The organism is Halocola ammonii, assembly GCF_049334165.1.
In the GTDB taxonomy this organism is placed as follows: domain Bacteria; phylum Bacteroidota; class Bacteroidia; order Flavobacteriales_D; family Sanyastnellaceae; genus JBEGHD01.
Genome location: NZ_JBEGHD010000003.1, coordinates 192,687 through 215,726 on the forward strand (window position 1 = coordinate 192,687; position 23,040 = coordinate 215,726).

Below are 23,040 nucleotides of genomic sequence, written 5' to 3' on the forward strand. Positions count from 1 at the left end.
TATCACACTATTTAGATTCACAAATTAGATATAATCAAATCGATATGGCAAATAAACAGACAGAAGGAAAGCGACTGAAGGAGGTAATGGGCATTTTAAATATAAAAGCCCCTCAACTGGCTTCAGCCCTGGGGTACAAGACTCCTATTACAATTTATAACATTGTGAAGGGGAAACAAGGCATGACCAAAAGGTTTTTGGAGTCAGTATCCAAAGCTTTTCCCGGGATTGATATCAACTGGCTCAAAACCGGCATGGGTAAACCTATCCGCGATGCCGTCCCCTCTCAAACCGAGCGCAAGACAAGTTCTGTGAGAACAGGTTTTTTTGATTTGCTCGCTCAGGATGACGCGCATGAATTTTTAATGTCATGGGATGAAAAGCGCACAACTACATATTATTCTACGCCCAACATCAAAAACTGCGATCTCGCCATTTCAATGGTAGGTGATTATTTTTATCCGAAAATTAACGGTGGAGATATTCTTTTCCTGAAGGAGTTGGATAATAAAAATTTGCTTCCGGGAAGTGAAATGTATGTTGTGGTTACCAAAAAACAAGTGCTTTTTAGAAACTTGAGAGAAGGAAACACAGACGATACTTTCCTTGCCTTTGACGAACGTCCTGACTGGGAAGAATTTGAGTTGAAAAAATCAGATATTGAAAAACTGTTTCAAATAAAAGGCGTGCTTTCACGTATTACTCTGTAATCGAAATCGGCAGAGAAAGCCTCAGAATTTATAGAAAGTCAAGAAATAGTTTTATATGAAGAAGTTCATTCTGGCCTGCTTGTTTTTGCAAGCAGGCCTTTTCCTTTTCGCACAAGACGGTAAGCAATTCCCAAACCTTCCTGGAGAAACTCTCGAGGGCGAAAACATTGAATTGCCGGAAGACACCAAAGGCAAAGTCACGTTGGTAGGAATGGCCTACAGCAAAAAAGCCGAAAGCGCACTAAAGTCGTGGTACCAGCCCATGTACGATAAGTTTGTGCTTAAGCGCGGAATGTTCGATCAGAACTACGATGTGAATCTTTATTTCGTACCGATGTTTACCGGCCTCAAAAGGGCTGCTTTTGGCGCCTCCATGAACAAATTGAAAAAGAGCCACCGCAAGGATCTTTTCCCGTACATCCTTTTCTACAAAGGCGAACTCGACATCTACGAAGACGAGCTAAAGATGACCGAGAAAAATCAGCCCTACTTCTTTGTGCTGGATGAAGAAGGGAAAATCGTGTACAGCACTTACGGTCTGTACAGCCAGGAAAAAATGGCGGAGATCGAAAAGATTTTAGACAAGCGTTGGTAAGCTCCAAATCTTCGCAGAGTTATCTCAGAATATATTGCACACTCTGGCGTTGAAAAAATTAACTAACCCAAAGCCTGCAAGCCTCAGTTAGTTTTACTTTTATTTCTCAGTAGACAAGGGATTCCGAAAAGCCATGAAGAAAGTTTTGAAACCGCTTCTGGCGGGAGTGTTCGTGATATTTGCATTGACCGTTTCCGCCCAGAAAACAGCCACGTATTACCATCCTACCAGTGTGTATCAGGAGGCGCTCGACCTTTTTGAAAAGGAAAAGTACGCTGCCGCACTCCGAAAATTTCAGGAATACGAAAGAATTGCAGACGAACCGCAGGAAGAACTGAGTGTGAATGCACGCTACTACGCAGGCATCTCTGCACTTTATCTCTTCCACAAGGATGCCGAGTACAACCTCGAGCAGTTCATTCTGGAATATCCTGAAAGTCCGTGGGTCCAAAAAATTTATTTCGAACTTGCCACATACAATTACAAGAGGCGCGACTATGACGATGCGCTCGAGTGGTTTGAATCGGTAGATCGTTTTAACCTCGATGAAGAACAACTGGTTGAATTCTACTACAAGCGCGGTCACAGCTATTTTGAGGAGGAGCAGTTTTCAGAAGCGCGTACCGATTTTTACGAAGTAAAAGACAAGGAAACCGAGTATCGTGCTCCGGCAACTTACTACTACTCGCATATTGCCTATCGCGATGGCGACTGGGAAACGGCTCTTCAAGGTTTTCAGTGGCTCAGTAACGACCCTAACTTCGCTCCTGTAGTTCCTTACTACATCACTCAGATTTATTACTTGCAAGGTCGCTATGACAAAGTGCTCGAATACGCACCACCTTTGCTCGACTCTGCAAAAATTGATGTGACCGAAAGAGTTCCGGAAATCGCGCAATTGATTGGTGACTCTTACTACCGAAATGATGAGTTTCAGCAGGCGCTGCCTTACTTTAGGCTTTATCATGATGAAACACGCAAAAGTGAAATCTCACGAAAAGACTATTATCAGCTGGGCTACAGCTTTTACCAAACTGGCAACTTCCGCGAGGCACTGGATGAATTTAGCGAAGTAACCAGAGATGAGGAAGACGTGCTCACCCAGAGCGCCATTTACCACATGGCTGATTGCTACCTAAAGCTGGACGAAAAGCCTTATGCCCGATCAGCTTTCAAAGAAGCTAGCGAGATGAACTTCGACATGAAGATTAAGGAAGATGCTCTTTTCAACTACGCCAAGTTGGCTTTCGAGCTTTCCTACAACCCGTTTCACGAAGCCATTACCGCTTTTGAAAACTATCTCGAAGAGTATCCCGACAGCCCACGAAGAGACGAGGCTTATGAGTTTTTGCTCAATGTTTATATGAAAACAAAAAGCTACGATGCCGCTTTGCGCTCACTCGATAAAATTCAGAACAAAGATTCCAGAACGAAGGAAGCTTATCAGGTAGTTTCCTTCAATCGCGGAGTGCAACTATACCAGAGCAAAAAATTCGCGGAAGCAAAACCCTACTTCGAGCAGGTGAGCACCTACCCTGTCAACCAATCTTTGGTAGCAAAATCTGCCTACTGGCTGGGAGAAATTGCTTACAACAGAGAAAAATACACCGAGGCGATTTCACAGTACAAAAGATTTCAGTCGCTGCCTGGCTCGTTCAGCACCGAGATGTACGATGAGGCAAGCTACAACACCGGCTACGCACTCTTTAAGCAAGAAAAATATATTGACGCCTCTTCGGCCTTCCGCAGGTTTGCCGATAGCTACAAAGGCACTGACAAGAGAAAACTCAATGACGCATACCTGAGAATTGGCGACTGTTTTTACGTTTCGAAAAACTACGACCAGGCCATCGAAAACTACGACCGCGCTATCAACATGCCGAACATGCCAATGAAAGACTACGCCATGTTCCAGAAGGGTATTTGCTACGGTCTGAATGGCCAAACGGATAAAAAACTGTGGATTCTCAAAAACCTGGTCAGCGACAATCCTGATTCGAAATACGTGGTGGATGCCAAGTTTCAACTCGGTCAATCTTACCTGGAAGAAAACAGACTCGATGAAGCCCTCACATACTACAATCAAATTTTGGATGAGCACCCAACGAGCCCTTACGTGAAAGAGTCCCTCACTGATCTCGCTCTGATTTACGCCAAGCGAGACAACAATCAAAAGGTACTGGAGATTTGGGATCGAATTCGCGAAGATTATCCCAATGACATTGTAATGAAAAACGTTTACCCAATTGTAGAAAACGTTTTGCTTGAAGAACGCGGAGCCGGAGCCCTCGAAGAACTTGAAAACTTTGCAGTACTCGATATTTCCAAAGAAGAAATCGACAATTCAACTTTTAACAAGGCGAGCGACTACTACTTCGATGAAAACTGCCCTGAGGCAATCGAGCGACTTAGCGATTACCTCACCAGATTTCAGCCGGCAATTCACGCTGTGGAAGCTCACTTCTACTTAGCCGAATGCTACTTTAAAAGCGGTCAGACCGAAAAAGCACTCAACGCCTACAACTTTGTGATTTCGGAGCCGGTGAGCGATTACACCGAACCTGCTCTGGTTGCTGCTGCCACAATCAACTACAATAAGAAGAATTATCAGCAAGCCCTCAACCACTACCAGGACCTCGAGGGAATGGCTATTCAGAAAGATAATATTCTCGAAGCGGAAATTGGGCAGATGCGTTGTTACTATCACCTGGGACAATTTGAGTACGTGAAAGAGTATGCCGACAAGGTGATTAACAACTCGAGTACACCGGATCAGATTAAAAACGATGCGCTGATGATGCGCGCCAAAACGCTTTACGCTGAGAACAAGCTCGATGACGCGTACTACGATTTTCAAGAACTGGCCAAGAAACAAAATAGCAAAGGTGCAGAGGCCAAGTATCACATGGCTCTGATTGCTTTTCAAAAAGACGAATTCAAGGCTGCCGAAAAAGAAGTCTTTGAGTTGGTTCAAAATTTCGCAGCCTACAATGAATTCAAGTTCAAAGGATTCTTGCTCCTGGCAGATGTTTACATCGGACTCGAAGACTACTTCCAGGCGAAGACTACGCTGAACACCATTCTGGAAAATGTATCTGAAACCTGGGTGGTTCAGGAAGCTCAAAAGAAACTGAAACGAGTGAAAGAACTCGAAGAAGGACAGGGTGAAAATGGAGAAAATGATGAACGAGGCGAGCTGGAAATTATGATGAACGACAGTTTGCAAAACGGACAGCAAAACCGTCCTGAAGAAAATATTGATGAACAAAACGAAAACGAAAACGAATCCGAAGATGAATAAGAAAGCAATCGTTTCTAGCGTCATTCGCAAATCGCTCCTCTTCGCTTTTTTGATCAGCGGAACTCTTGGCCTCGCTCAAACCGAGGACAATGAGGAAGACCTGCAGGAGTCAATAAAAAAGGACTTCGTTTTCGTTGGAGAACGTAAGCTATTTTTGCAAGACGCCAACAAAATTGGATCTAACCCCGATATTTTCGAATCGGTGGTCGAGATGCCGTCTATCCGATACACACTCATCCCTGCCAAGCAAAATGCCGAGGTTGAAGTTGAGCCAATCCCACCTGCAAAAGTCAATGTAGAGGATCGATTGAGAAAACTCTACAAAGGATACGCCCGTGCCGGATTCGGTGTCTACACCACTCCGCTTGCCGAACTGTACTTTATGGACGGCCGTTCGCGAAAAGGATCTTACAGTCTTCACGCAAAACACCTCTCGAGTGCCGGTGGTGTGGCCGCTGACGATAGCATTCCAGATGGATTTAGCGACAACGAGGTTCACCTGTGGGGGAAGACATTTTTGAAAAAACACGCTCTGGAAGGAAACTTCGATTACGAGCGAAACGTGCTTCACTACTACGGTTTTGATCCTGAACTCTACCCACAGACCGACATCAGTGACGACAACATCGAGCAGCGTTACCAATTCATTACCGGTGGTGCAAAGTTAAAGAGCTACCACCGCGATTCTGCAGATGTTAACTACAACATGCAGCTCGATTACTACAACTTTACGGATGCCTATGACGGTAGCGAAAACAACTTCGACCTGAAAGCACACGCACGGAGGTACGTAAACACAGAGCTCTACAGTGCAGACTTCAATTTCATTTATGACAAGTTCAGCTTTTACGATCTCGATCAGCGAGTGAACACATCGGAAACCAACAACATCATCAGCCTGGTTCCGAAGGCAAGCACCATCCACAACAACTGGAAAATCACTGTTGGAATGGGGCTTTGGGTAGAAACCAACGGAGATCAGCCATTCCACTTCTACCCTCACGGAGAAGCTCAGTACAGCTTGTTCAACGATCTGTTTATTCCTTACCTCGGGGTTACTGGAGGTTTGCAACAAAACACCTACAGAAACATCACCAACGAAAACCCATTTGTGCTTACTTCTCCTGAGATGACCAACACCAACCGCAAGCTGGAGCTCTACGGTGGTATCCGAGGAACGATCTCAAAGAACACATCTTTTAACGCACGAATAGCGCAGTACAACTACGAGGATTTCCTCTACTTTGTAAACGACACGACTTTCTCGAACACCAACAAGTTTCAGGTGCTTTATGACGACTTGAAGGTGACAAACCTGAGCGCTGAGCTCAGCATCAACAGTGGCGAAAAATGGCGACTATTCGCTCGCGGAGATTACTTCATCTACAGCACCGATCAGGAGCAGGAAGCCTGGAATCAGCCGAACTTAAAGATCACGTTCTCCGGGATGTACAACCTCAACGACAAGCTGGTTGTGAAAGCCGACCTCTTCACGATGGACAAGCGTTTTGGGAAATCGCTCGGAAACACAGGAGACGCAGAATTGCAGGATGGCGGTTACTACAAAGTAGAGCTCGATCCTTTTATCGATGCCAATATCGGAGTGGAGTATCGTTACACCAAGCGACTATCAGCTTTTGTAAGGCTCAACAACTTCCTGGCGGCTCGCTACGCAAAATGGAACAACTACAACCTACAGCGCTTCAACGCGATGATGGGCGTGACTTATTCGTTTTAAATAGTGACAATAATCATCATGTCGTCCCTTCAGGACTTTTCTTACAGGTACGTTATTCATCCCCGGGTTAAAGCCCGGGGCTAAAATTTCGGTCGTGGCACATGCCACTTTAAAAACTCAAATGCCAAGCACGGAGTTTTATAAACGTAAATTCCATCAAAGGGACGCTGATTCCGAATGACCAGGATACCTGCTTTAGAATGTAGGTTCCCAAGTGCCATCGGCACGGCTCACACTGTAGCCAATGGTTTCAACCATTGGGCTCTTAATCACCCAATGAAAGAGAGTGTCGTAGACACGGCCGACACAGAAAAAATCTAGCTCCTCTGGAGGATGTCTGCCGCAGCTGCAAGTTGATGCCGGAGGCATCAAATATTTGTAGTTCAAGATTAAACACTCAACGATCAATCGACCCCAGCGGGGTCGCACCATTCCTGTGCTCAAAGCTTCGCATTCAATGCCACGAGTTGAAAACTGGGGCTTAAGGAATTCTTTTTCTACCTTTACTCAAACCTTTTAAAAACCATACTATGAAAAGATTTACCATTTTTCTACTCACAGCCATTTTGTTTTCTGCCTGCTCGTGGGACGGAAAATTCAAGCGCGTTAAAGTCGATAGCGAATATTCACTCGATATTCCAAACTTCCTTTCGGAGTCGAATATATTGAACGAAGTTGCTTCGCTGCAATACCAGGACATTATCCGGGATTTCTACGTTATTGTAATCGATGAGAGAAAGAGCGAATTAAGGTCTGCTCTAAATCTCGGTGGATTTTCGAAATCAGATTATTCTCACGATCTGGACGGATACACAAGTATAATGCTTGATAGCTACAGCTTCCAAATGAACATGAAAAAAGAACCGACCATCGTTGAAGGAACTGTGGACAACAAGCCGGCAAGATTTGTGACTGTGGAAGGCGAGGTTGAAAACGAGGATGTTTTCTGGAAGGTGGCCTTTATCGAAGGAACGTACAAGTTCTATCAGGTTTATACCTGGACCGCAGCCGACAAAAAAGACGAGTATAAAATTACCATGAATCAGGTACTGAAATCGTTCAGAGAATTGTAAGCAATTATTATGAGCATTTATGCGAGAAGCTTTAGTTTGATTACTAATTCTCGCTCATCATGATTGTACGGAAAATCATCCTCTATTCCGGACTGGCTGGCATCACTGTATTTATTGGCGTGTTGTTTTCTCATCTCTTCAATCATCACGTAAAAGACAGTCCCTTAAAGTTGGACTCATTGGGAAGAAAGTGATTTAGGTTTACTTTTGAATCGATTAATGCAATGAGTATGAGGATCATTTTCGCGATATTAATTAGCCTTTCGATAAGTTTCATCGGCCGAACACAAAAGGAATTCGCTTCACAAGTTGAAGAATTAATTGAGCAGTATCAGGAGGTTTACGGCTTTTCCGGCACCGTGAAAATTGTAGCGAATAACTCTCCTCTACTCGATAAAAGCTACGGGTTGGCCAGCAGGAGCTTTCAAGTCCATAACACTCCCGAGACACGTTTTTCGATCAATTCCATTTCTAAGACATTCACAGCAGTAGCTATTCTTCAGCTGGCTGAGCAAAACCTAATCGATCTGCACAAACCCATTGGAGAATACCTGCCAAACCTGGAAACGAGCTGGAAAGATTCTGTAACCACTCACCACTTACTCACCCACTCTTCTGGTTTGCCCAGAGAATCGGGAATTCAGTGGTACGATGAGAAATCGCTTTGGGAACAGGCAAAAATGGTAGAGAAACAAGAACTGCTTTTCAATCCAGGTTCGCGTTACGAGTATTCCAACTCCGGCATCATTTTGCTCGGTGCAATTCTCGAAGAAGTTTCCGGAGAAGAATATCACGACTACATCGATGAACACATCATTTCTCCATTAAAACTGCCAAACACCGGAGTTTACCAGGGAAGAAGAGTTGTGGAAAATCAGGCAACGCCTTATCGATTTACACCAAACGGAATGGAAGAAGCACAGCGCTCCAAACACCTGGGTGAGAATGCAGGTGGCGGACTCTACTCCACTCCTTCCGATTTGTACGATTTCGTCATTGCCCTCGAAGAGCACAAGCTACTTTCTGAATCATCTACCGACCTTCTTTTCGATTGCCACATCAAAACTTCTGACGGAGAATGCGAGGGCTATTGCTGGAGCATAAAATCTTTTGGCGCAGATAAAATTCGATTCGCAGCAGGGAGCGGCTACGGAACAAAAAGTGTGATCATTCGATCTCCGGAGAGCGGACTCTTTATCGGCATTGTCTCGAACCTCGGGACGTTTCCCATTTTAAATTTACTCCGCGATTTGTACCTCACCGTAAAGGGTGAACAGGTTGAACCTCCGTCATCAAAGAATCTCGCCAAACCAAATGATTACCGAGCAAGGCTCGGAGTTTACCACTTCGATCCGGAAGTTTTGAAAAAGCACCTGATGATTGACAAATCTCAAATTAAACTTCACAGTTTCGAAGGAAAGCTATTTTTGGATGACGAACTACTCGTTCAACAACCGTCCGGCAAGCTCACACTCACTTACACCAATGAGTTAACCATCGATTTTGAAGACGACAAAATGGTTATTGAGATCAACGGAAATCGAATTGTGTCAGAATAGAATTTATCTATTCACGACCTGTCCTCTCTTGGCAGTTGGTTTCAAGGGTTATAGCCAAAGAGTTGGAAATGCCAACAGACTGGTTTCAGCCTGCTCCTGAGCGGAATAGTTCAAGCCAGTCAAAAAAGTTGAGTAGAGTTTTCCCTCGACATTCCCCGTTTCTCGATAAAGCCAAGGTGCACAACAACATGGCAATACTAAAGTACCAGAACACAATCTGTTAATTTTTTTTTTCGTAGTGCTCGATGAAAAAAGGAAGAGCCAGAGCATACTGTGACTTTAACATGGATCAAATCTTGAAGTCGTTTAAGGAGCTGTGGAATTCTTATAGCAGGAACTGATTAGATATTATCGCATGCAAGGCATTTTATTTCTCTAGAGTTATCCGACCAAGTTCGGAAATTCCAAATTTTTCAAAAGAGGCTTATCTTTTAGATCAACTGTGTTAAGTTTGCCTTCGTGATGAACTCATTTCGAAATAAAACTTTTACCCGCTTTTTTTGCGCTCTACTAGGCTTGTACTTCCTCAACATTAGCGTAGATTCAGCAGATTTCACACCCGAGTTTATCGCTGAAGATTTGACAATAAACGACCAGGAAAGCATTGTGGAAATCATTTTGGAAAAAGTGATAGGCATAGAAGATGCAATCCCAGAATACGATGATCACGACCCCGAAGATCATAACAAAACGAAAACTGCTACGATTGATGTGGTCATCTTCATAAGCTCAGTAGCATCTTTCATTCAACTTGAAAATGGTAAGTTAAAAGATAAGTTCCCTGAGACGTCCTACAGTCTCACAGACGGATATCTCAACAATTTCACTCCACCTCCCGAAAGTTTGATTTGCTAAAACTGAACCACTTCAGCCTTTCTGCTGAAGAGGATATCAATTAGTCGAATTAAATCAAACAAAAAAATGATAAACAAATCCATAATTGGGATAGCCCTTTTGCTATCCTCATACCTTTGTGCTGTGGCTCAGGTAGAAGACGCCACACTAGACAGCCTATATATACAAACTATAGAAGCCAAAAAAGAACCTGGAAAAGTCCTTCATGCCGAGCCGCTTTATATCGACTTGATCAGAGACCTCGGTGCTCGAAAAGGTGAAAAAGAATGGAACATCGGTCTTGGGCTGACAGACAATTTAAAGTTCGATTCCTATGAAGCTTTGATAGAATATGAGTGGGCACCCATCGACCGGCTCGGTTTGGAAGTTGAAGTTCCATTTGAGTTTTATTCTCCACTGAACGGCACGCCAGAAGACTCAATTCCAGCAGACAGAGCCGAAAGCCTGAAACTAGCAGTCCAATGGACATTTTTGGTAGACGTTAAGCGAGCTACTTCTATGGCTTTAGGCTACATCAATGAATTTGAAATGTCCGACTTCAGCCGGTTTGGAGAACCCATTATTCGAGGAAACGTTTATAATCCCTTTTTGGTGATTGCCAAAAGGTGGGGAAACAATTTCCATACATTACTCTACACCGGTCCGAAAATAGTGCAGCATTTCAATAGCGATCACTTTCAGACATCAATAGAAGTCAACTCGAACTTTCACTACATGATTTCAGGTACACGGAACTTCATCGGAGTGGAATTCAATAAATCGATTGAATCAGAAGACTTTGACATGACCGTCCGTCCACAGATGAGGTTAGGTATTGCCGATGACTTGCTAATAGGCATTGTGATGGGAATACCAGTCGAAAGAGAAAATGAAAGATTCAGTTCTTTTGTCAGGTTGATATGGGAACCTGGGCACAGAAAATCTTCGTAAAGTCATAATCAGTAACTTCTAAAAAAAGGTGCGAGCTCAAAGCTTGCACCTTCTATTCGTTTCCGCACTCCAGAATAGCTTTTCGATTCTCTGTATGCCTAAATGGAAAGACTATCTCCTGATAATCTGTCCTCTTTTGGCTTTGTCACCAATGCTTAGCACGTAAGAGTAAACTCCAGCCGGCAAGTTTCTATTGATGTTCCATCTGATTTCGCCACTGCCTTGTAGCGTTTTTACAAGCTGGCCATTTAGATTGTAGATTTCGACTACCATGCGCTCAGATTTATTGTCGTTTCTGAAAGTCACATATTCCGCTGCCGGGTTAGGAAATACTTTTACACTCAGATCATCGATGGATTCGACTCCGATCGTGCCGTCATCGTATTCTTCGTAATAGTAATCCGCTTTATCCAATACTTGCCAAATGGTACCATCCCAGTTGCTGTAGACAGCGGACTCAACCCGGTTGAACTCTGTGAAGGTGAAAACAGATCTAAAGCCATTTTCCCAGCTCGAACTCACGTAGTTTTGATCAATAATTTCACTGTAATAAACCACTCCAGTTTCGTGTGTATAAATAGTTCGAGAGTCATTTTCCCAGTCACTTCCATTCCACTCCTGGTCAGTTTCTGTAGTTAGCCAATTGTCAGCATCATATTGCATCACAGTTCGAGAAGTCAATATCCATGATGAACCACCCCAATAATCGTAGACATCTTCGATCATGTTTCCATTACCATCATAAGTATAAACGTGGCGATTATTGTCTTCCCATGAAGAACCATCCCAGCTCTGACTAAGCTCTGTAGCAAGATATCCGCTACCATTGTAGGTGTACACAACACGATAATCATTCTCCCAGGAGCTGCCCGACCAGTTTTGTCTGGTTTCTGAAATCATTTGTCCCTGATCGTAGATAAAGACGAATCTGTGATCATCCTCCCATGCTCCTCCATTGTAAATCTGAACAGTTCGGTTGGCCAAAAGATCTTCGTCATTGTAGGTGAACAAATCTCTGTCGTCATTTTGCCAGTCACCCGTGATGTAATCCTGATAGATATGCTCTTCTACAAGGCCATTTTCACCGTAAGACCGAACATCTCTTGTGTCAGGTGTATAAATCAATCCATCCCACTCATAATAAATATTCTCATCAAAATTGATTTCACCTGTCACAAGATTGCTACCGTTTGTTCCGCTATAAGTTAGGGCAACTGAATCGCCTTCAACCCAAACACCGGCATCCATCAGGGACACATTGAGTCCAATCACTCTATAATTCAGTTCAGCGACATTCGATTGAGAGCTCTCCGGGGTCAATCCATTATCGAGAGAAAGTGAGTTTCTCTCAGTTTGACCTATCGCAACGGTCGTCATGAAAATTGAAATCAGCAAAAGAGATGTAAGCCTAAAATTCATTGTTAGTGTGTTTTTTGATTAGTCTAAGTATATTAAAACAAGCGAAAAAACCAAGTTTCCAAAAGGTTCTTTAAGTATTTTTGAACACTTCTCTCGTAAGATTCTTCCGCTCCGAAACGCCTTACGAAAAACAATTCCAAAAGTTGATGATACCTAGGAAGAATATATCTCCCCATTCAAAATCACCTGGTCGATCGAGTCGGTGCCAAAGGCGTAGGGAATAAAGCCGACAGATGGGATTTCTTTTGTCACAATCAGGTTGGCGACTTTACCCCTTGCGATGGAACCGTGCGTTTCTCCGAGGTTCATGGCATAGGCTGTGTTTTTGGTCACCGCGTTAATCGCCTCATTTGGTGTAATTTTCATTTTGATGCAAGCCAATGAAAGCACAAAAGGAATTTTACCTGAAGGAGTTGACCCTGGATTGTAGTCGGTGGCCAGCGCAAGTGGAAGTCCGGAGTCAATCACTTTCCTCGCATTTCCGTAAGGAATTCCAATGAAGAAAGAACAACTCGGCAGCATCGTGGGCATGGTTTCAGATCCTTTCAGTGCTTCGAGGTCTTCGTCTCCCAACTCTTCCAGATGATCTACTGAAAGCGCGTTGTTGTCCACACAGGTTTTAATTCCTCCTGAAACAGTGAACTGATTCACGTGAACTTTTGGTCGCAGTCCGAACTTCGCTCCAGCCTTGAGGATTCTGTCGGTCTCTTCGTTAGTGAAGTAATTTCTTTCACAGAAAACATCGATGTAGTCCGCCAGGCCTTCATCGGCTACCTTGGGCAGCATTTCCTCGCAAATCAAATCGATGTAATCCGTGCGATTTTCTTTGTATTCTTTAGGAATGGCATGAGCTCCGAGGAAAGTAGCTTTAATCGTCAGCGGACTTTCTTCTTTCAAACGCTTAATCACCCGCAGCATCTTAAGCTCTGCATCTACGGTGAGTCCATAACCACTCTTAATCTCCACTGCTCCGGTTCCAAATCGGGCAATCTCATCCAGTCGTTGGCGAGTGCTCTCCATCAGGTCATCTTCAGAAGTTTGCTGAAGTTTGGTAGCCGAATTCAAAATCCCACCTCCACGGGCGGCAATTTCTTCGTATGAAAGTCCCTTAATTCTGTCTACAAACTCCGACTCTCTTGGAGCTGCGTAAACGAGATGGGTGTGCGAGTCGCACCACGATGGCAAAACGTATTTCCCCTCTACATCAATCACCTCGAGGTCTCTCCAGTCAGTTATTCCCGGCCAGTCGCTCATTTTCCCAAAGTCGGCAATCTTACCGTTGTCGATGGCGATCCAGGCATTTTCGATAACTGGCAAGCGATCCATTTCGCTTCCGGCCACCCACTTTCGGTTTTCACCATCTTCTTCAACCTGGCAGAGTCCTTTGATATTTTTGATAAAAAGCTTCGACATGATCGGATCGTTTTGTTCGTGTGATGCCGCAAAGATAGAAGTTCAGGGAGAGCGTGAAAATGATCTGCTGACTTCGCTGGTAACTGCCGATTCTTTACTTTCGGGGAATCGAAGTCAGTGGGAAGAAATTAAATTCTGAAAAGACTGGCGACAAATTTTGACCAACAGAGAATGGCTGGAAACACGACAGGAGAAATTTTTAAGCTCACCACATTTGGAGAGTCTCACGGAGTAGCAATTGGAGGCGTGATAGACGGTTGCCCTGCTGGCCTCGACCTCGATATAGCAGAAATTCAAAAAGAGCTCGACCGCAGAAAACCCGGCCAGAGTGAAATCGTAACTCAGCGCAAAGAATCCGACACCGTGGAAATTCTCTCGGGCATTTTCGAAGGAAAAACCACGGGCACTCCGATTGGTTTTATCATCCGCAACGAAAATCAAAAGTCGAAGGATTACTCCCACATCAAAGACAAATTTCGACCGTCACATGCCGATTTCACTTTCGTGGAGAAGTACGGCATTCGCGACTACCGCGGTGGAGGAAGAAGCTCAGCAAGAGAAACTGCTTGCAGGGTTGTTGCCGGTGCTATCGCAAAAATGATGTTGAGCCAGATCGGTGTGACCATCGATGCTTTTGTGAGCCGGATTGAAAACCTCACTGTCGACAAACCCTGGTCAGAACTCGACCTGACACAAACAGATTCAAACATCGTTCGCTGTCCTGACCCCAAAGTTGCTGAAGAGATGATCGACCTGCTGAAAGCCGTTCGCAAAGATGGCGACACCGTGGGCGGAGCCATCACTTGCGTGGCGCAGCGAGTTCCTGCGGGCTGGGGCGAGCCGGTTTTCGATAAACTCCATGCAGATTTGGCAAAAGCTATGATGAGCATTAACGCTGCCAAAAGCTTTGAGCTGGGCAGTGGTTTTGAAGGCACGCGGATGCGCGGCTCGGAGCACAACGACCCTTTCGTGAAAACCGATGGAGGAACTTCTACTTCTACCAACCACTCCGGAGGTATTCAGGGCGGAATCAGCAACGGACAACCGATTTATTTCAATGTTGGTTTTAAACCCATTGCAACGCTCATGCGCGACCAGCAAAGCGTAGACGAAAAAGGAGAGCCGACAACAGTGAAAGGTAAGGGCCGCCACGACCCTTGTGTTTTGCCACGAGCTGTACCCATCGTAGAAGCCATGACAGCTTTGGTTCTGGCCGATCACTACCTTCGCCAACGATCAGCCAGGTTCTGATTCTATCTGAGATCAAAATTTTATTTTAGCCCCTTTACACAAAACCTGACGAAGCAATGAGAAAGCTCGCACTGCACTGGCAAATTATTATTGGATTGGGATTCGGAGTCGTTTGGGCACTTTTGGCCAGCGAGCTCGGGTGGACGCAATTCACCATCGACTGGATCGATCCGTTTGGAACAATCTTCCTCCGCCTGCTCAAGTTCATTGCTGTGCCGCTGGTTTTGTTTTCCATCATTGCAGGAATTGCCGGCCTTAGTGAAATCAACAAACTAGGCCGAATGGGAGCAAAAACACTCCTTGCCTACCTCACCACCACTGTGGTTGCTGTTTCTCTCGGATTGCTTTTGGTGAATACTTTCCAACCGGGAAAAACTGTTGACGAAAGTCAGCGAGCCAAGAATCGAATCAGCTACGAGCTATGGGTCGCAGAAACTCCTGGGGTGGAAATCCTCGATGGCAAGAGTTATCTCACAGATGAGAAATACAGTTCACTTGTCGACAGTGTGAGGCAAAGTTCGGATATGAAAGTGCCCACCGCCAAAGACCTCGACATGGAAGAGCTACAGCAAACGGCAGCCGCTCAAAAAGATAAGTCGCCATTGAGTTTCATCGTAGAAATGGTTCCCGAAAACATCTTCGGGTCGCTTTCGAGTAACTCCATGATGCTTCAAATTATCTTCTTTGGAATTTTCTTCGGGATCACATTGAAATTCATCCCTGAGGAGCAGGCTAAACCGGTTGTCGCTTTCGTCAATGGAGCCAACGAGGTCTTTCTCAAAATGGTTGACATCGTGATGAAGGCCGCTCCGTTTTTCGTCTTTGCCCTTATGGCTGGGGTGATGGTGAAGATGGGAGACAGCACAATGGAAATCCTCCAGATATTTAAAGGACTTGGATTCTACTCGCTAGCCGTAGCAGGTGGTCTGGCATTTCTGGTTTTTGTTTTTTACCCGGTATTGCTGAGCTTGCTAGTGAAAAAACTCGGCTACAGACAATTTTTAAGAAACATCAGTCCTGCACAGTTTCTTGCCTTCAGCACGAGCAGTAGTGCAGCCACGCTTCCCGTTACTATGGACTGCGTAGAAGAACGACTCGGGGTATCTCGAAACGTGACAAGTTTTGTTTTACCGATCGGAGCCACTGTAAACATGGACGGGACGAGTCTCTACCAGGCGATTGCCGTAATCTTTTTGGCGCAAATCCACGAAGTCGATCTCAACCTGGTGCAGCAGCTGACAATTGTACTAACAGCTACTTTGGCGTCTATCGGTTCAGCTGCCGTTCCCAGTGCCGGACTCATCATGCTGATTATTGTTTTGCAAAGTGTTGGCCTCAATCCAGCCTGGATCGCCATTATTTTCCCCGTTGACCGAATTTTGGATATGTGCCGAACCGTAGTGAACGTTACCGGGGACGCCACGGTTTCTACTGTAATTGCAAATTCTGAAGGTGAATTGCACCCACCGGTAGAATCTGATTAAATTTATCCGTGAAAAACTAAAAACATCAAATCGACACTCATGAAGAAGTTCCTCAAAATCTTAGGTATTACTATCGTAGTAATTTTTCTCTTGCTGCTCATTCTGCCTTTTGCCTTCAAAGGAAAAATTGTAGAAGGAATAAAATCTGCAGCTAATGAAAATCTGAACGCCAAAGTCAATTTTGAGGATGTTTCCCTCTCGCTGATCAGCAACTTTCCTAACCTTTCAGTAGACATCGAAGCATTCACTGTGGATGGAGTTGAAAAGTTTGAAGGCGTGAGAATGGCCGATATTAAGACATTTTCTGCCACAGTAGATGTCTGGAGTCTGATGGGCGATCAGATCGAAATCATTGAGATTGGAATCGTGGAGCCAAAGATTAAAATTCACGTGCTCGAAGACGGCAGTGCCAACTACGACATTGTGAAAGCCAGCGAAGAATCAGAAGAGGAGGTTGTGGAAGAAACTGAAGAAGGAGGTGGATTTAAAATGGCGCTTCAAAATTATTTCATCGAAGGTGGCTACGTGCTTTACGATGACAAGTCGATGCCTTTTATGCTTGAGATTGAGAACCTAAACCACAACGGTTCGGGCGACCTCACCGCTACAACAACTACGCTTTCAACGAAAACAACTGCAGATGCGGTCAACATGTCGTATGACAACATTTACTACATCAACAAAGCAAAGGCCGACATCGATGCCGATCTGGCGATCGATTTTGAGCAATTCAAGTTTACTTTCAATGAAAATGTGATTCGTCTCAACGAACTGGAAGTTGGAGCAGACGGATGGCTCGCCATGCCAGCCGATGACATCGACATGGACATCACTTTCGATGCTACAAAAACAGAATTTAGAACGCTGCTTTCGATGGTGCCAGCAGAATTTGCAAGCGACCTCGAGGGTGTTGACGTTTCAGGAAGTATGGCGTTTGACGGCTACGTGAAAGGAACTTACAACGACAACTCAATGCCAGGATTTGGAATGAACCTCATGGTGGAAAATGGAAGATTCCAGTACCCTGATTTGCCAAAATCAGCCGACAACATTCAGGTTGAAGCCCACATTGACGCTCCAGACGGAAACGACTTCGACAAGATGAAAGTGGATGTGCCTACTTTCCACATGGAGCTCGGAGGAAATCCAATCGATGCATTTTTGAAATTGAGAACTCCGATGTCAGATCCGCAGATCGACACGGAAGTGAAAGCAAAAATTGTTTTGTCCACGCTGAAGGATGTTGTGCCTCTCGATGCTTCCGATCAACTGGCGGGAACAATCAATGCAGACCTGAGTGTTCACGGTCGCATGTCGACAATCGAGCAGGAACGCTACGAAGATTTTGATGCTCAGGGTCAGATCATCATGCAGGAAATTATGTACTCCTCAGCAAGTATGCCTTACGATGTGAATCTGGATATCGCTTACTTTAATTTCTCTCCGAAATTTATTGAGCTTTCTCAATTCAAAAGCCGTATTGCAGACAGCGACATCAACGCCAGTGGAAAAATCAACAACTACCTGGCGTTCGCTCTTCGCGATTCTGCGTTGCTAGAAGGTCAGTTTAACTTGCAGTCGAACAACCTGAATCTTAATCCCTTCATGGCAGACAGCGGTGAAGAAGCGCCAGCAGAAACGGAAACAGCTGAAGACAGCGTGGCGCTTAGTGTGATCGAAGTTCCCGGGAACATTGATTTTGTGCTAAATGCGGACCTGAAAAAACTCACTTACGACAACGTAAATATCGCCAACGTGAAAGGGAAGATCGCAGTAAGAGACAAAAAGGCGATGCTTACCAATCTAGGAATGGACGTTCTTGGAGGTCAGGTGAAAATGTCTGGAACGTACGACACACAAAACCCGGAGAGACCAGAAGTCGACTTCGACTTTGGAATTACCAATCTAGATATCAAGTCAACGGCTACGACATTCAATACTGTCGAGAAGCTCGCTCCGATTGCAAAAAACTGCACCGGTAAGTTTTCTACGCAGATGAAATTTATGGCATCGCTAGACACCACCATGACTCCGATCAACGAAACGATTGAAGGTGGAGGAACGCTGAGTACTAAAGATGTTTACATCGAAGGATTTGAGCCACTGAACAAACTGGCTGAGCAGTTGAAAATTGACAGACTGTCGAAGCAAAATATTGAAGACATCAGCATCCGATACAAATTTGAAAACGGCCGCGTGACCACTGAACCATTTGAGGTGAAGCTCGATGGCATTCCGGCTACAGTTGATGGCTACACCACTTTTGAACAGGAAATCAATTACAACGTGGCGATGGACATTCCATTCGAAAAACTCGGAAGTACCGTCAATCAACAAGCAACAAATCTTCTCGGGCAGATCAACGACAAGTTCGGAACGAATCTATCTGCCGGGAAAACTATTCCTGTGAGAATTAAGGTTGTGGGAACTGTTACAGATCCAAAACTTCAAACCAACTTTGGAGAGCTTGGCGGAAGCAGCCAGGACATCAAAGAGCAGGTGAAGGAAGAAGTGAAAGAGAAGGTGGAAGAGAAGATAGAGGAAGTGAAGGACGATGCGCTTGAGAAAGCTCAGGAAAAGGCCGACCAGATTATGGCCGAAGCGCGACAAAAGGCAGACAAAGTTGTAAGCGAAGCTAAAAAGGCAGCCGACAAAGTTCGCGAAGAAGCGGAGAAAAAAGCCAAGCAAATTGAGGATGAGGCCAAAAACCCCCTTCAGCAAGCTGCCGCCAAAGCCGCGGCCAACAAGGTCCGCAGTGAAGCAGATAAAAAAGCAGATCAATTAGAAGCGGAGGCACAGAAACAAGCCGACAACATTATAGCCGAAGCTCAACAAAGAGCCGATAACCTCATCGAAGAGGCGAAGAATAAGTAATCCAGAGGATAAGTGTTGCGGGCCGGCTTTGCCGTCCCGCTCACATCTGCCACAAGACACTTGTGGCAGATAACTCGCGTTACAGGAGATATGAAAGCAATTTGGTTTATCGCACTTTTTCTAATGCCTGTTCTGGCACAAACCCAGGACGGCTGCGATTATGAACCTTCCAGAAAGGTGGAAAAGCTCCTCGAAAAAGCCAACGACAAAAGAAAGTATCAATCCGAAGAACGGAGAGAGTTTTTGATTGAGGCTGTCGAGGAAGATGAAGGCTGTCTCGAATGCAGGTTAATGCTCGGAGAACTGGAATTTTTAATTGCTAAAATTAAAAACAGATCTTTCGACAAAGCCAAAAACGCGTACGAACAGCTGATAGAACGATGCCCTAATTACCATTCAGAACCCTACTACTACCTGGGGGCGATCAACTACGCCATGCGCAATTATGACGAAGCAGTGGAGTATTTCGACTACTTTCTGAAATTTCCTGAAGACGGAGAAGAGAAGTTTGCCCGCGACTACGACAGAAAATACAAGGAGGTCATGGAGTCGCTTCCGAATGTGAAGTTCTACCGCGATTTCTACAAAAATGAATATGACATTGAGCCGCAACGCGTTGAAGGAGTTTCATCTCAAGGTGATGACTACCTTCCAATGCTCAGTCCTGACAATGAACTGATTTTTTTCACCCGCGTGCAAAACAAAAAAGCAAAAGGGGATCTATACAGCCGCAGAGTCGAAGAGTTTACTTTGAGCGAACGCGAAAATATCAACACCAACTTTAGCGATGGCGAACCACTTCCCCGCCCTTTCAATCTCGGTGACAACTACGGTGGAGCCACCATCTCCGTGGACAACAAAGAAATGTTTGTCGCCAAGAAAAATCCGGTAAAAGACAACCCCCAAAATATCGACCTGTACGTCACGAGTTACGAGCGCTACCAGGACAAAAAAGGAGATTATCACTACAAATGGGACGAGCTGCAAAATCTCGGGTCCAACATCAATGGAGACATGAGCTGGGAAGCCCAACCTTCACTTTCTGCCGATGGAAATACGCTCTATTTCGCAACAGTACGCGAGGAGTGCAAGCGCAAACCGGATGGTGACCCTAGTACCGATATTTTCTACAGCGAAAGACAAGAGGACGGCACCTGGGGCAAAGCCAAACCTTTGAGCGAGACCATCAACACTTCTGGAGATGACAAGGCTCCATTTATGCACTCCGACAGCAAAACCCTGTACTTCGCGAGCAATGGACATCGGGGAATCGGTGGTTACGATCTTTTCTTTTCAAAACAAAAAGAAGATGGAAGCTGGACGGAGCCTGAAAACCTTGGTCACCCGATCAACACACCAGAAGACGAGCACGGAATGATAGTGAGTTCAGACGGTGAACTTGCCTACTTCGCCACTCGCAACATCAGCGGCTCGCGAGGATTTGACATCTACTCATTCCAACTGCCAAAAGAACTGAGACCCGAGCGAGTGGTAATCCTCAAAGGAGAAATCACAAATGAAGACGGCTCTCCAAAGCAAGATGCTACAGTTGAACTCACTTATGCACAGAGTAAAAAGGTGGAAGAAATTGAAGTCAGTAATGATGATGGAAAGTACGCAGCCGTGGTGAATGTGGAAAAAGGTGAAGATGTTTTGATGTCTGTCAAAGACAAAGGTCTCGCATTCAACTCGCGGGTTGTGATAAATAAAGACAAGGAGAAAGACGAACAGCCATCGGTGGTGAAGCTGAGTGTGAAAACCGAAGAGGAGAAAAAGGGAAAGCCATTTAGAATCAACGACATTACTTATGCTACAAACTCTGCCGAAATCGATCGGGTTTCAAAAGTCATCCTTGATGAGTTTGCCGAATATCTAAAAGAGAACCCCAATATCGATGTAGAAATTCGCGGTCACACAGACAATGTAGGTTCGGACAAAGACAATCTCGCCCTTTCTATGGACCGGGCTTTTGAAGTGAAAGGCTACCTCGAACAGCAAGGCATTGATGGACGCAGAGTCACGGCCAAAGGCTATGGCGAATCGGACCCTGTAGAAAGCAATGAAACCGCTGAAGGCCGTGCTCAAAATCGCAGAACTGAATTTGTTATCAAGTAAGTCTTGCAATATTAGAATTTGCTACTTTTGCCTCAAATTCAAATCAATCGGAGTTGAGAGAAGCTAACGTAGTTTCACTTTCATCTCCAACCAAAATCAAAAAAGTTAATCTAGAGATGAAAAAATTACTCTACTTACTATTCGGTGCTGCTGTTTTGGTGGCTTGTCAAAACAACGACAATGCAACAGCCGACAAAGAGAACAAAGAAGAAGAAACTTCAATGGAAACGCCAATGGCGCACTACGGTGAAGAATTTGAAATTGACGGTGCTATTTCTGTTGCCGATCTCGAAAAAGAGATGGAAGGAAAAGATTCAATGATGACTGTCGTGAAAGCGCCAATCTACGAGACTTGCACTAAAATGGGCTGCTGGATGAGAGTCGATATGGGAGAAGAAGAGCAGATGATGGTTTACATGAACGACCACTCATTCTTTGTTCCTAAATCTGGAGTAGATGGTAAAATGGCTTACATGACCGGGAAAGCTTTCCGCGATACTGTAACTGTTGACATGCTTAAGCACTACGCAGAAGATGCCGGCAAGCCGCAAGAAGAAATTGATGCCATCACTGAGCCTGAGTACGCTCTTGCTTTCAACGCGATGGGTGTAGTTATCGAAGATCACGAAGACATGCCTGAGGAAGAAGCGAAAGAAGAAGAAATGCATGAAGGACACGACCACGAAGGTCACGATCACGAAGGTGAAGAGCACATGCACGAAGAAGAGAAAGAAGTAGAGAAAAAGATGTAATTCGATTTCTCCCGAAAGAATTAAAGGCCGCTCAAATTGAGCGGCTTTTTTTTTGTATCGTTTACAAACTCAAACCTCGATTCTCAAGTCTTTTCTAGTGTTCTTCAATCGGTCCACCAAACTTACCTGCCCGATAATCGCGAATAGCTTGTCTGATTTCTTCTTTGGTGTTCATCACAAACGGACCTTCGGAAACCACCGGATCACCTGTTGGCTCTGCATGTCCAAATAGAATTACTCCCTTTTTGCTGGCCTTAACATTTATCTGGCTGCCATCTTTACCAAATTCTACCAGTGTCTTATCTACTACTTGCTTTCCATTCACAGTAAAATCTCCACTTACTGTGTAGAAAAACACCTCTCTCGAAGGATCAACGGACACTTCAAAGCTTTCACCTGCATTAAATTCCACCCAACTCATCGTTACATCAGTATTGGATTTGATTGGCCCATTTTCACCTTCCAGATCACCCGAGATAAGATGAACTGTTGCGCCTCCACTACTTTGAAATTTCGGAATAGCCTGGCTCTGCAAGCCAGTATATGCCGGCTCAAGATTCTTTTTCTCCTTCGGCAGATTCACCCAAAGTTGCAGTATTTCAATTGGCCCTCCATTCTTCTTAAATTCTTCGGACGACATTTCAGAGTGAACTATTCCTTTTCCTGCAGTCATCCATTGCACACCTCCAGCAGTAATTTCGCTTGTGTGTCCGCTGTTGTCGCTGTGGACCAAACTGCCTTCGAGAATGAAGGTCACTGTCTCAAAGCCTTTGTGCGGATGTGGTTCAAATGGCAATCCCGAATTTCCGGGTTCGTAAACCTGAGGACCGTGATGGTTGAGAAAAAGAAATGGATCCAACTGATCAATGGAAACGCTTCTGGTGGGCATTGCCCTATAGGTTACGAGATCGCCAATGTCGCTCCTAACCGTGCTATGAAGTTTGAGAATAGAGCGTTGGTTTAAAGACTGA

Annotated in this window: 18 protein-coding genes; 15 read left to right on the top strand and 3 right to left on the bottom strand. The window is 44.8% G+C overall.

The genetic code is table 11. The annotated features are described in order from the left end of the window. The first annotated feature begins 44 nt into the window (after positions 1–44). From ABHV44_RS04595 to ABHV44_RS04635, 9 genes are all read left to right on the top strand, one after another. Positions 45–710 (top strand): hypothetical protein, encoded by a 666-nt coding sequence (locus ABHV44_RS04595; RefSeq protein ID WP_459073485.1) that lies wholly within the window; start codon positions 45–47, stop codon positions 708–710. A gap of 55 nt (positions 711–765) precedes the next feature. Beyond that, positions 766–1,305 (top strand): hypothetical protein, encoded by a 540-nt coding sequence (locus tag ABHV44_RS04600; protein ID WP_459073486.1) that lies wholly within the window; start codon positions 766–768, stop codon positions 1,303–1,305. Positions 1,306–1,438: 133 nt separating this feature from the next. Then, on the top strand, positions 1,439–4,606 hold the full coding sequence (locus ABHV44_RS04605) for a tetratricopeptide repeat protein (protein ID WP_459073487.1): 3,168 nt from the start codon (positions 1,439–1,441) through the stop codon (positions 4,604–4,606). Further along, positions 4,599–6,344 carry a TonB-dependent receptor gene (locus tag ABHV44_RS04610; protein ID WP_459073488.1) on the top strand — a complete coding sequence of 582 codons (1,746 nt, stop codon included), beginning with the start codon at positions 4,599–4,601 and terminating at the stop codon, positions 6,342–6,344. Before ABHV44_RS04605 ends, ABHV44_RS04610 begins: the two co-directional genes overlap by 8 nt. 530 nt (positions 6,345–6,874) lie before the next feature. Continuing rightward, positions 6,875–7,417 carry a hypothetical protein gene (locus ABHV44_RS04615; protein WP_459073489.1) on the top strand — a complete coding sequence of 181 codons (543 nt, stop codon included), beginning with the start codon at positions 6,875–6,877 and terminating at the stop codon, positions 7,415–7,417. A gap of 59 nt (positions 7,418–7,476) precedes the next feature. Further along, a complete protein-coding gene (locus ABHV44_RS04620; RefSeq protein WP_459073490.1) occupies positions 7,477–7,611 on the top strand; it encodes a hypothetical protein in 135 nt (44 codons plus the stop codon). 36 nt (positions 7,612–7,647) lie between these two features. Continuing rightward, complete coding sequence (locus tag ABHV44_RS04625) at positions 7,648–8,976, top strand: serine hydrolase (RefSeq protein WP_459073491.1); 1,329 nt, start codon at positions 7,648–7,650, stop codon at positions 8,974–8,976. 462 nt (positions 8,977–9,438) lie between these two features. After that, positions 9,439–9,831, top strand: coding sequence for a hypothetical protein (locus ABHV44_RS04630; RefSeq protein ID WP_459073492.1), 393 nt, complete (start codon positions 9,439–9,441; stop codon positions 9,829–9,831). Between the two features lie 66 nt (positions 9,832–9,897). Then, positions 9,898–10,761 (top strand): HAEPLYID family protein, encoded by an 864-nt coding sequence (locus ABHV44_RS04635; RefSeq protein ID WP_459073493.1) that lies wholly within the window; start codon positions 9,898–9,900, stop codon positions 10,759–10,761. Positions 10,762–10,872: 111 nt separating this feature from the next. Here the strand turns inward: ABHV44_RS04635 and ABHV44_RS04640 are convergent, their stop codons facing one another. Continuing rightward, entirely contained in the window at positions 10,873–12,180 is a 1,308-nt protein-coding gene (locus tag ABHV44_RS04640) for a T9SS type A sorting domain-containing protein (RefSeq protein ID WP_459073494.1), read from the bottom strand. A gap of 153 nt (positions 12,181–12,333) precedes the next feature. After that, entirely contained in the window at positions 12,334–13,593 is a 1,260-nt protein-coding gene (gene hutI, locus ABHV44_RS04645; RefSeq protein ID WP_459073495.1) for an imidazolonepropionase, read from the bottom strand. On the opposite strand from hutI, the gene ABHV44_RS04650 reads away from it, so the two are divergent. From ABHV44_RS04650 to ABHV44_RS04675, 6 genes are all read left to right on the top strand, one after another. Next, positions 13,592–13,732, top strand: coding sequence for a hypothetical protein (locus ABHV44_RS04650; protein WP_459073496.1), 141 nt, complete (start codon positions 13,592–13,594; stop codon positions 13,730–13,732). The two genes, hutI and ABHV44_RS04650, sit on opposite strands and share 2 nt — an antisense overlap. Before the next feature lie 32 nt (positions 13,733–13,764). Beyond that, positions 13,765–14,844 carry a chorismate synthase gene (aroC, locus tag ABHV44_RS04655; RefSeq protein ID WP_459073497.1) on the top strand — a complete coding sequence of 360 codons (1,080 nt, stop codon included), beginning with the start codon at positions 13,765–13,767 and terminating at the stop codon, positions 14,842–14,844. Positions 14,845–14,900: 56 nt separating this feature from the next. Continuing rightward, positions 14,901–16,328, top strand: a complete 1,428-nt coding sequence (locus ABHV44_RS04660; RefSeq protein ID WP_459073498.1) for a dicarboxylate/amino acid:cation symporter — start codon at positions 14,901–14,903, stop codon at positions 16,326–16,328. A gap of 39 nt (positions 16,329–16,367) precedes the next feature. After that, complete coding sequence (locus ABHV44_RS04665) at positions 16,368–19,202, top strand: AsmA family protein (RefSeq protein ID WP_459073499.1); 2,835 nt, start codon at positions 16,368–16,370, stop codon at positions 19,200–19,202. Between the two features lie 90 nt (positions 19,203–19,292). Beyond that, positions 19,293–21,317, top strand: a complete 2,025-nt coding sequence (locus ABHV44_RS04670; protein ID WP_459073500.1) for an OmpA family protein — start codon at positions 19,293–19,295, stop codon at positions 21,315–21,317. 116 nt (positions 21,318–21,433) lie between these two features. Beyond that, positions 21,434–22,069, top strand: coding sequence for a DUF4920 domain-containing protein (locus tag ABHV44_RS04675; protein WP_459073501.1), 636 nt, complete (start codon positions 21,434–21,436; stop codon positions 22,067–22,069). A 94-nt stretch (positions 22,070–22,163) separates the two neighbouring features. Here the strand turns inward: ABHV44_RS04675 and ABHV44_RS04680 are convergent, their stop codons facing one another. Further along, positions 22,164–22,958: a pirin family protein gene (locus ABHV44_RS04680; RefSeq protein ID WP_459073502.1), complete on the bottom strand. Its 795-nt coding sequence runs from the start codon at positions 22,956–22,958 to the stop codon at positions 22,164–22,166. Between the last annotated feature and the right edge of the window lie 82 nt (positions 22,959–23,040).

What these genes read in the sequence shown, in the direction of transcription:
- ABHV44_RS04660 (WP_459073498.1), top strand. Translation starts at nt 14,901, where the DNA reads ATGAGAAAGCTCGCACTGCACTGGCAAATTATTATTGGATTGGGATTC.
- ABHV44_RS04675 (WP_459073501.1), top strand. Translation starts at nt 21,434, where the DNA reads ATGAAAAAATTACTCTACTTACTATTCGGTGCTGCTGTTTTGGTGGCT.
- ABHV44_RS04650 (WP_459073496.1), top strand. Translation starts at nt 13,592, where the DNA reads ATGATCGGATCGTTTTGTTCGTGTGATGCCGCAAAGATAGAAGTTCAG.
- ABHV44_RS04595 (WP_459073485.1), top strand. Translation starts at nt 45, where the DNA reads ATGGCAAATAAACAGACAGAAGGAAAGCGACTGAAGGAGGTAATGGGC.
- ABHV44_RS04630 (WP_459073492.1), top strand. Translation starts at nt 9,439, where the DNA reads ATGAACTCATTTCGAAATAAAACTTTTACCCGCTTTTTTTGCGCTCTA.
- ABHV44_RS04640 (WP_459073494.1), bottom strand. Translation starts at nt 12,180, where the DNA reads ATGAATTTTAGGCTTACATCTCTTTTGCTGATTTCAATTTTCATGACG.
- ABHV44_RS04605 (WP_459073487.1), top strand. Translation starts at nt 1,439, where the DNA reads ATGAAGAAAGTTTTGAAACCGCTTCTGGCGGGAGTGTTCGTGATATTT.
- ABHV44_RS04620 (WP_459073490.1), top strand. Translation starts at nt 7,477, where the DNA reads ATGATTGTACGGAAAATCATCCTCTATTCCGGACTGGCTGGCATCACT.
- hutI (WP_459073495.1), bottom strand. Translation starts at nt 13,593, where the DNA reads ATGTCGAAGCTTTTTATCAAAAATATCAAAGGACTCTGCCAGGTTGAA.
- ABHV44_RS04635 (WP_459073493.1), top strand. Translation starts at nt 9,898, where the DNA reads ATGATAAACAAATCCATAATTGGGATAGCCCTTTTGCTATCCTCATAC.
- ABHV44_RS04615 (WP_459073489.1), top strand. Translation starts at nt 6,875, where the DNA reads ATGAAAAGATTTACCATTTTTCTACTCACAGCCATTTTGTTTTCTGCC.
- ABHV44_RS04600 (WP_459073486.1), top strand. Translation starts at nt 766, where the DNA reads ATGAAGAAGTTCATTCTGGCCTGCTTGTTTTTGCAAGCAGGCCTTTTC.
- ABHV44_RS04610 (WP_459073488.1), top strand. Translation starts at nt 4,599, where the DNA reads ATGAATAAGAAAGCAATCGTTTCTAGCGTCATTCGCAAATCGCTCCTC.
- aroC (WP_459073497.1), top strand. Translation starts at nt 13,765, where the DNA reads ATGGCTGGAAACACGACAGGAGAAATTTTTAAGCTCACCACATTTGGA.
- ABHV44_RS04665 (WP_459073499.1), top strand. Translation starts at nt 16,368, where the DNA reads ATGAAGAAGTTCCTCAAAATCTTAGGTATTACTATCGTAGTAATTTTT.
- ABHV44_RS04680 (WP_459073502.1), bottom strand. Translation starts at nt 22,958, where the DNA reads ATGCCCACCAGAAGCGTTTCCATTGATCAGTTGGATCCATTTCTTTTT.
- ABHV44_RS04625 (WP_459073491.1), top strand. Translation starts at nt 7,648, where the DNA reads ATGAGGATCATTTTCGCGATATTAATTAGCCTTTCGATAAGTTTCATC.
- ABHV44_RS04670 (WP_459073500.1), top strand. Translation starts at nt 19,293, where the DNA reads ATGAAAGCAATTTGGTTTATCGCACTTTTTCTAATGCCTGTTCTGGCA.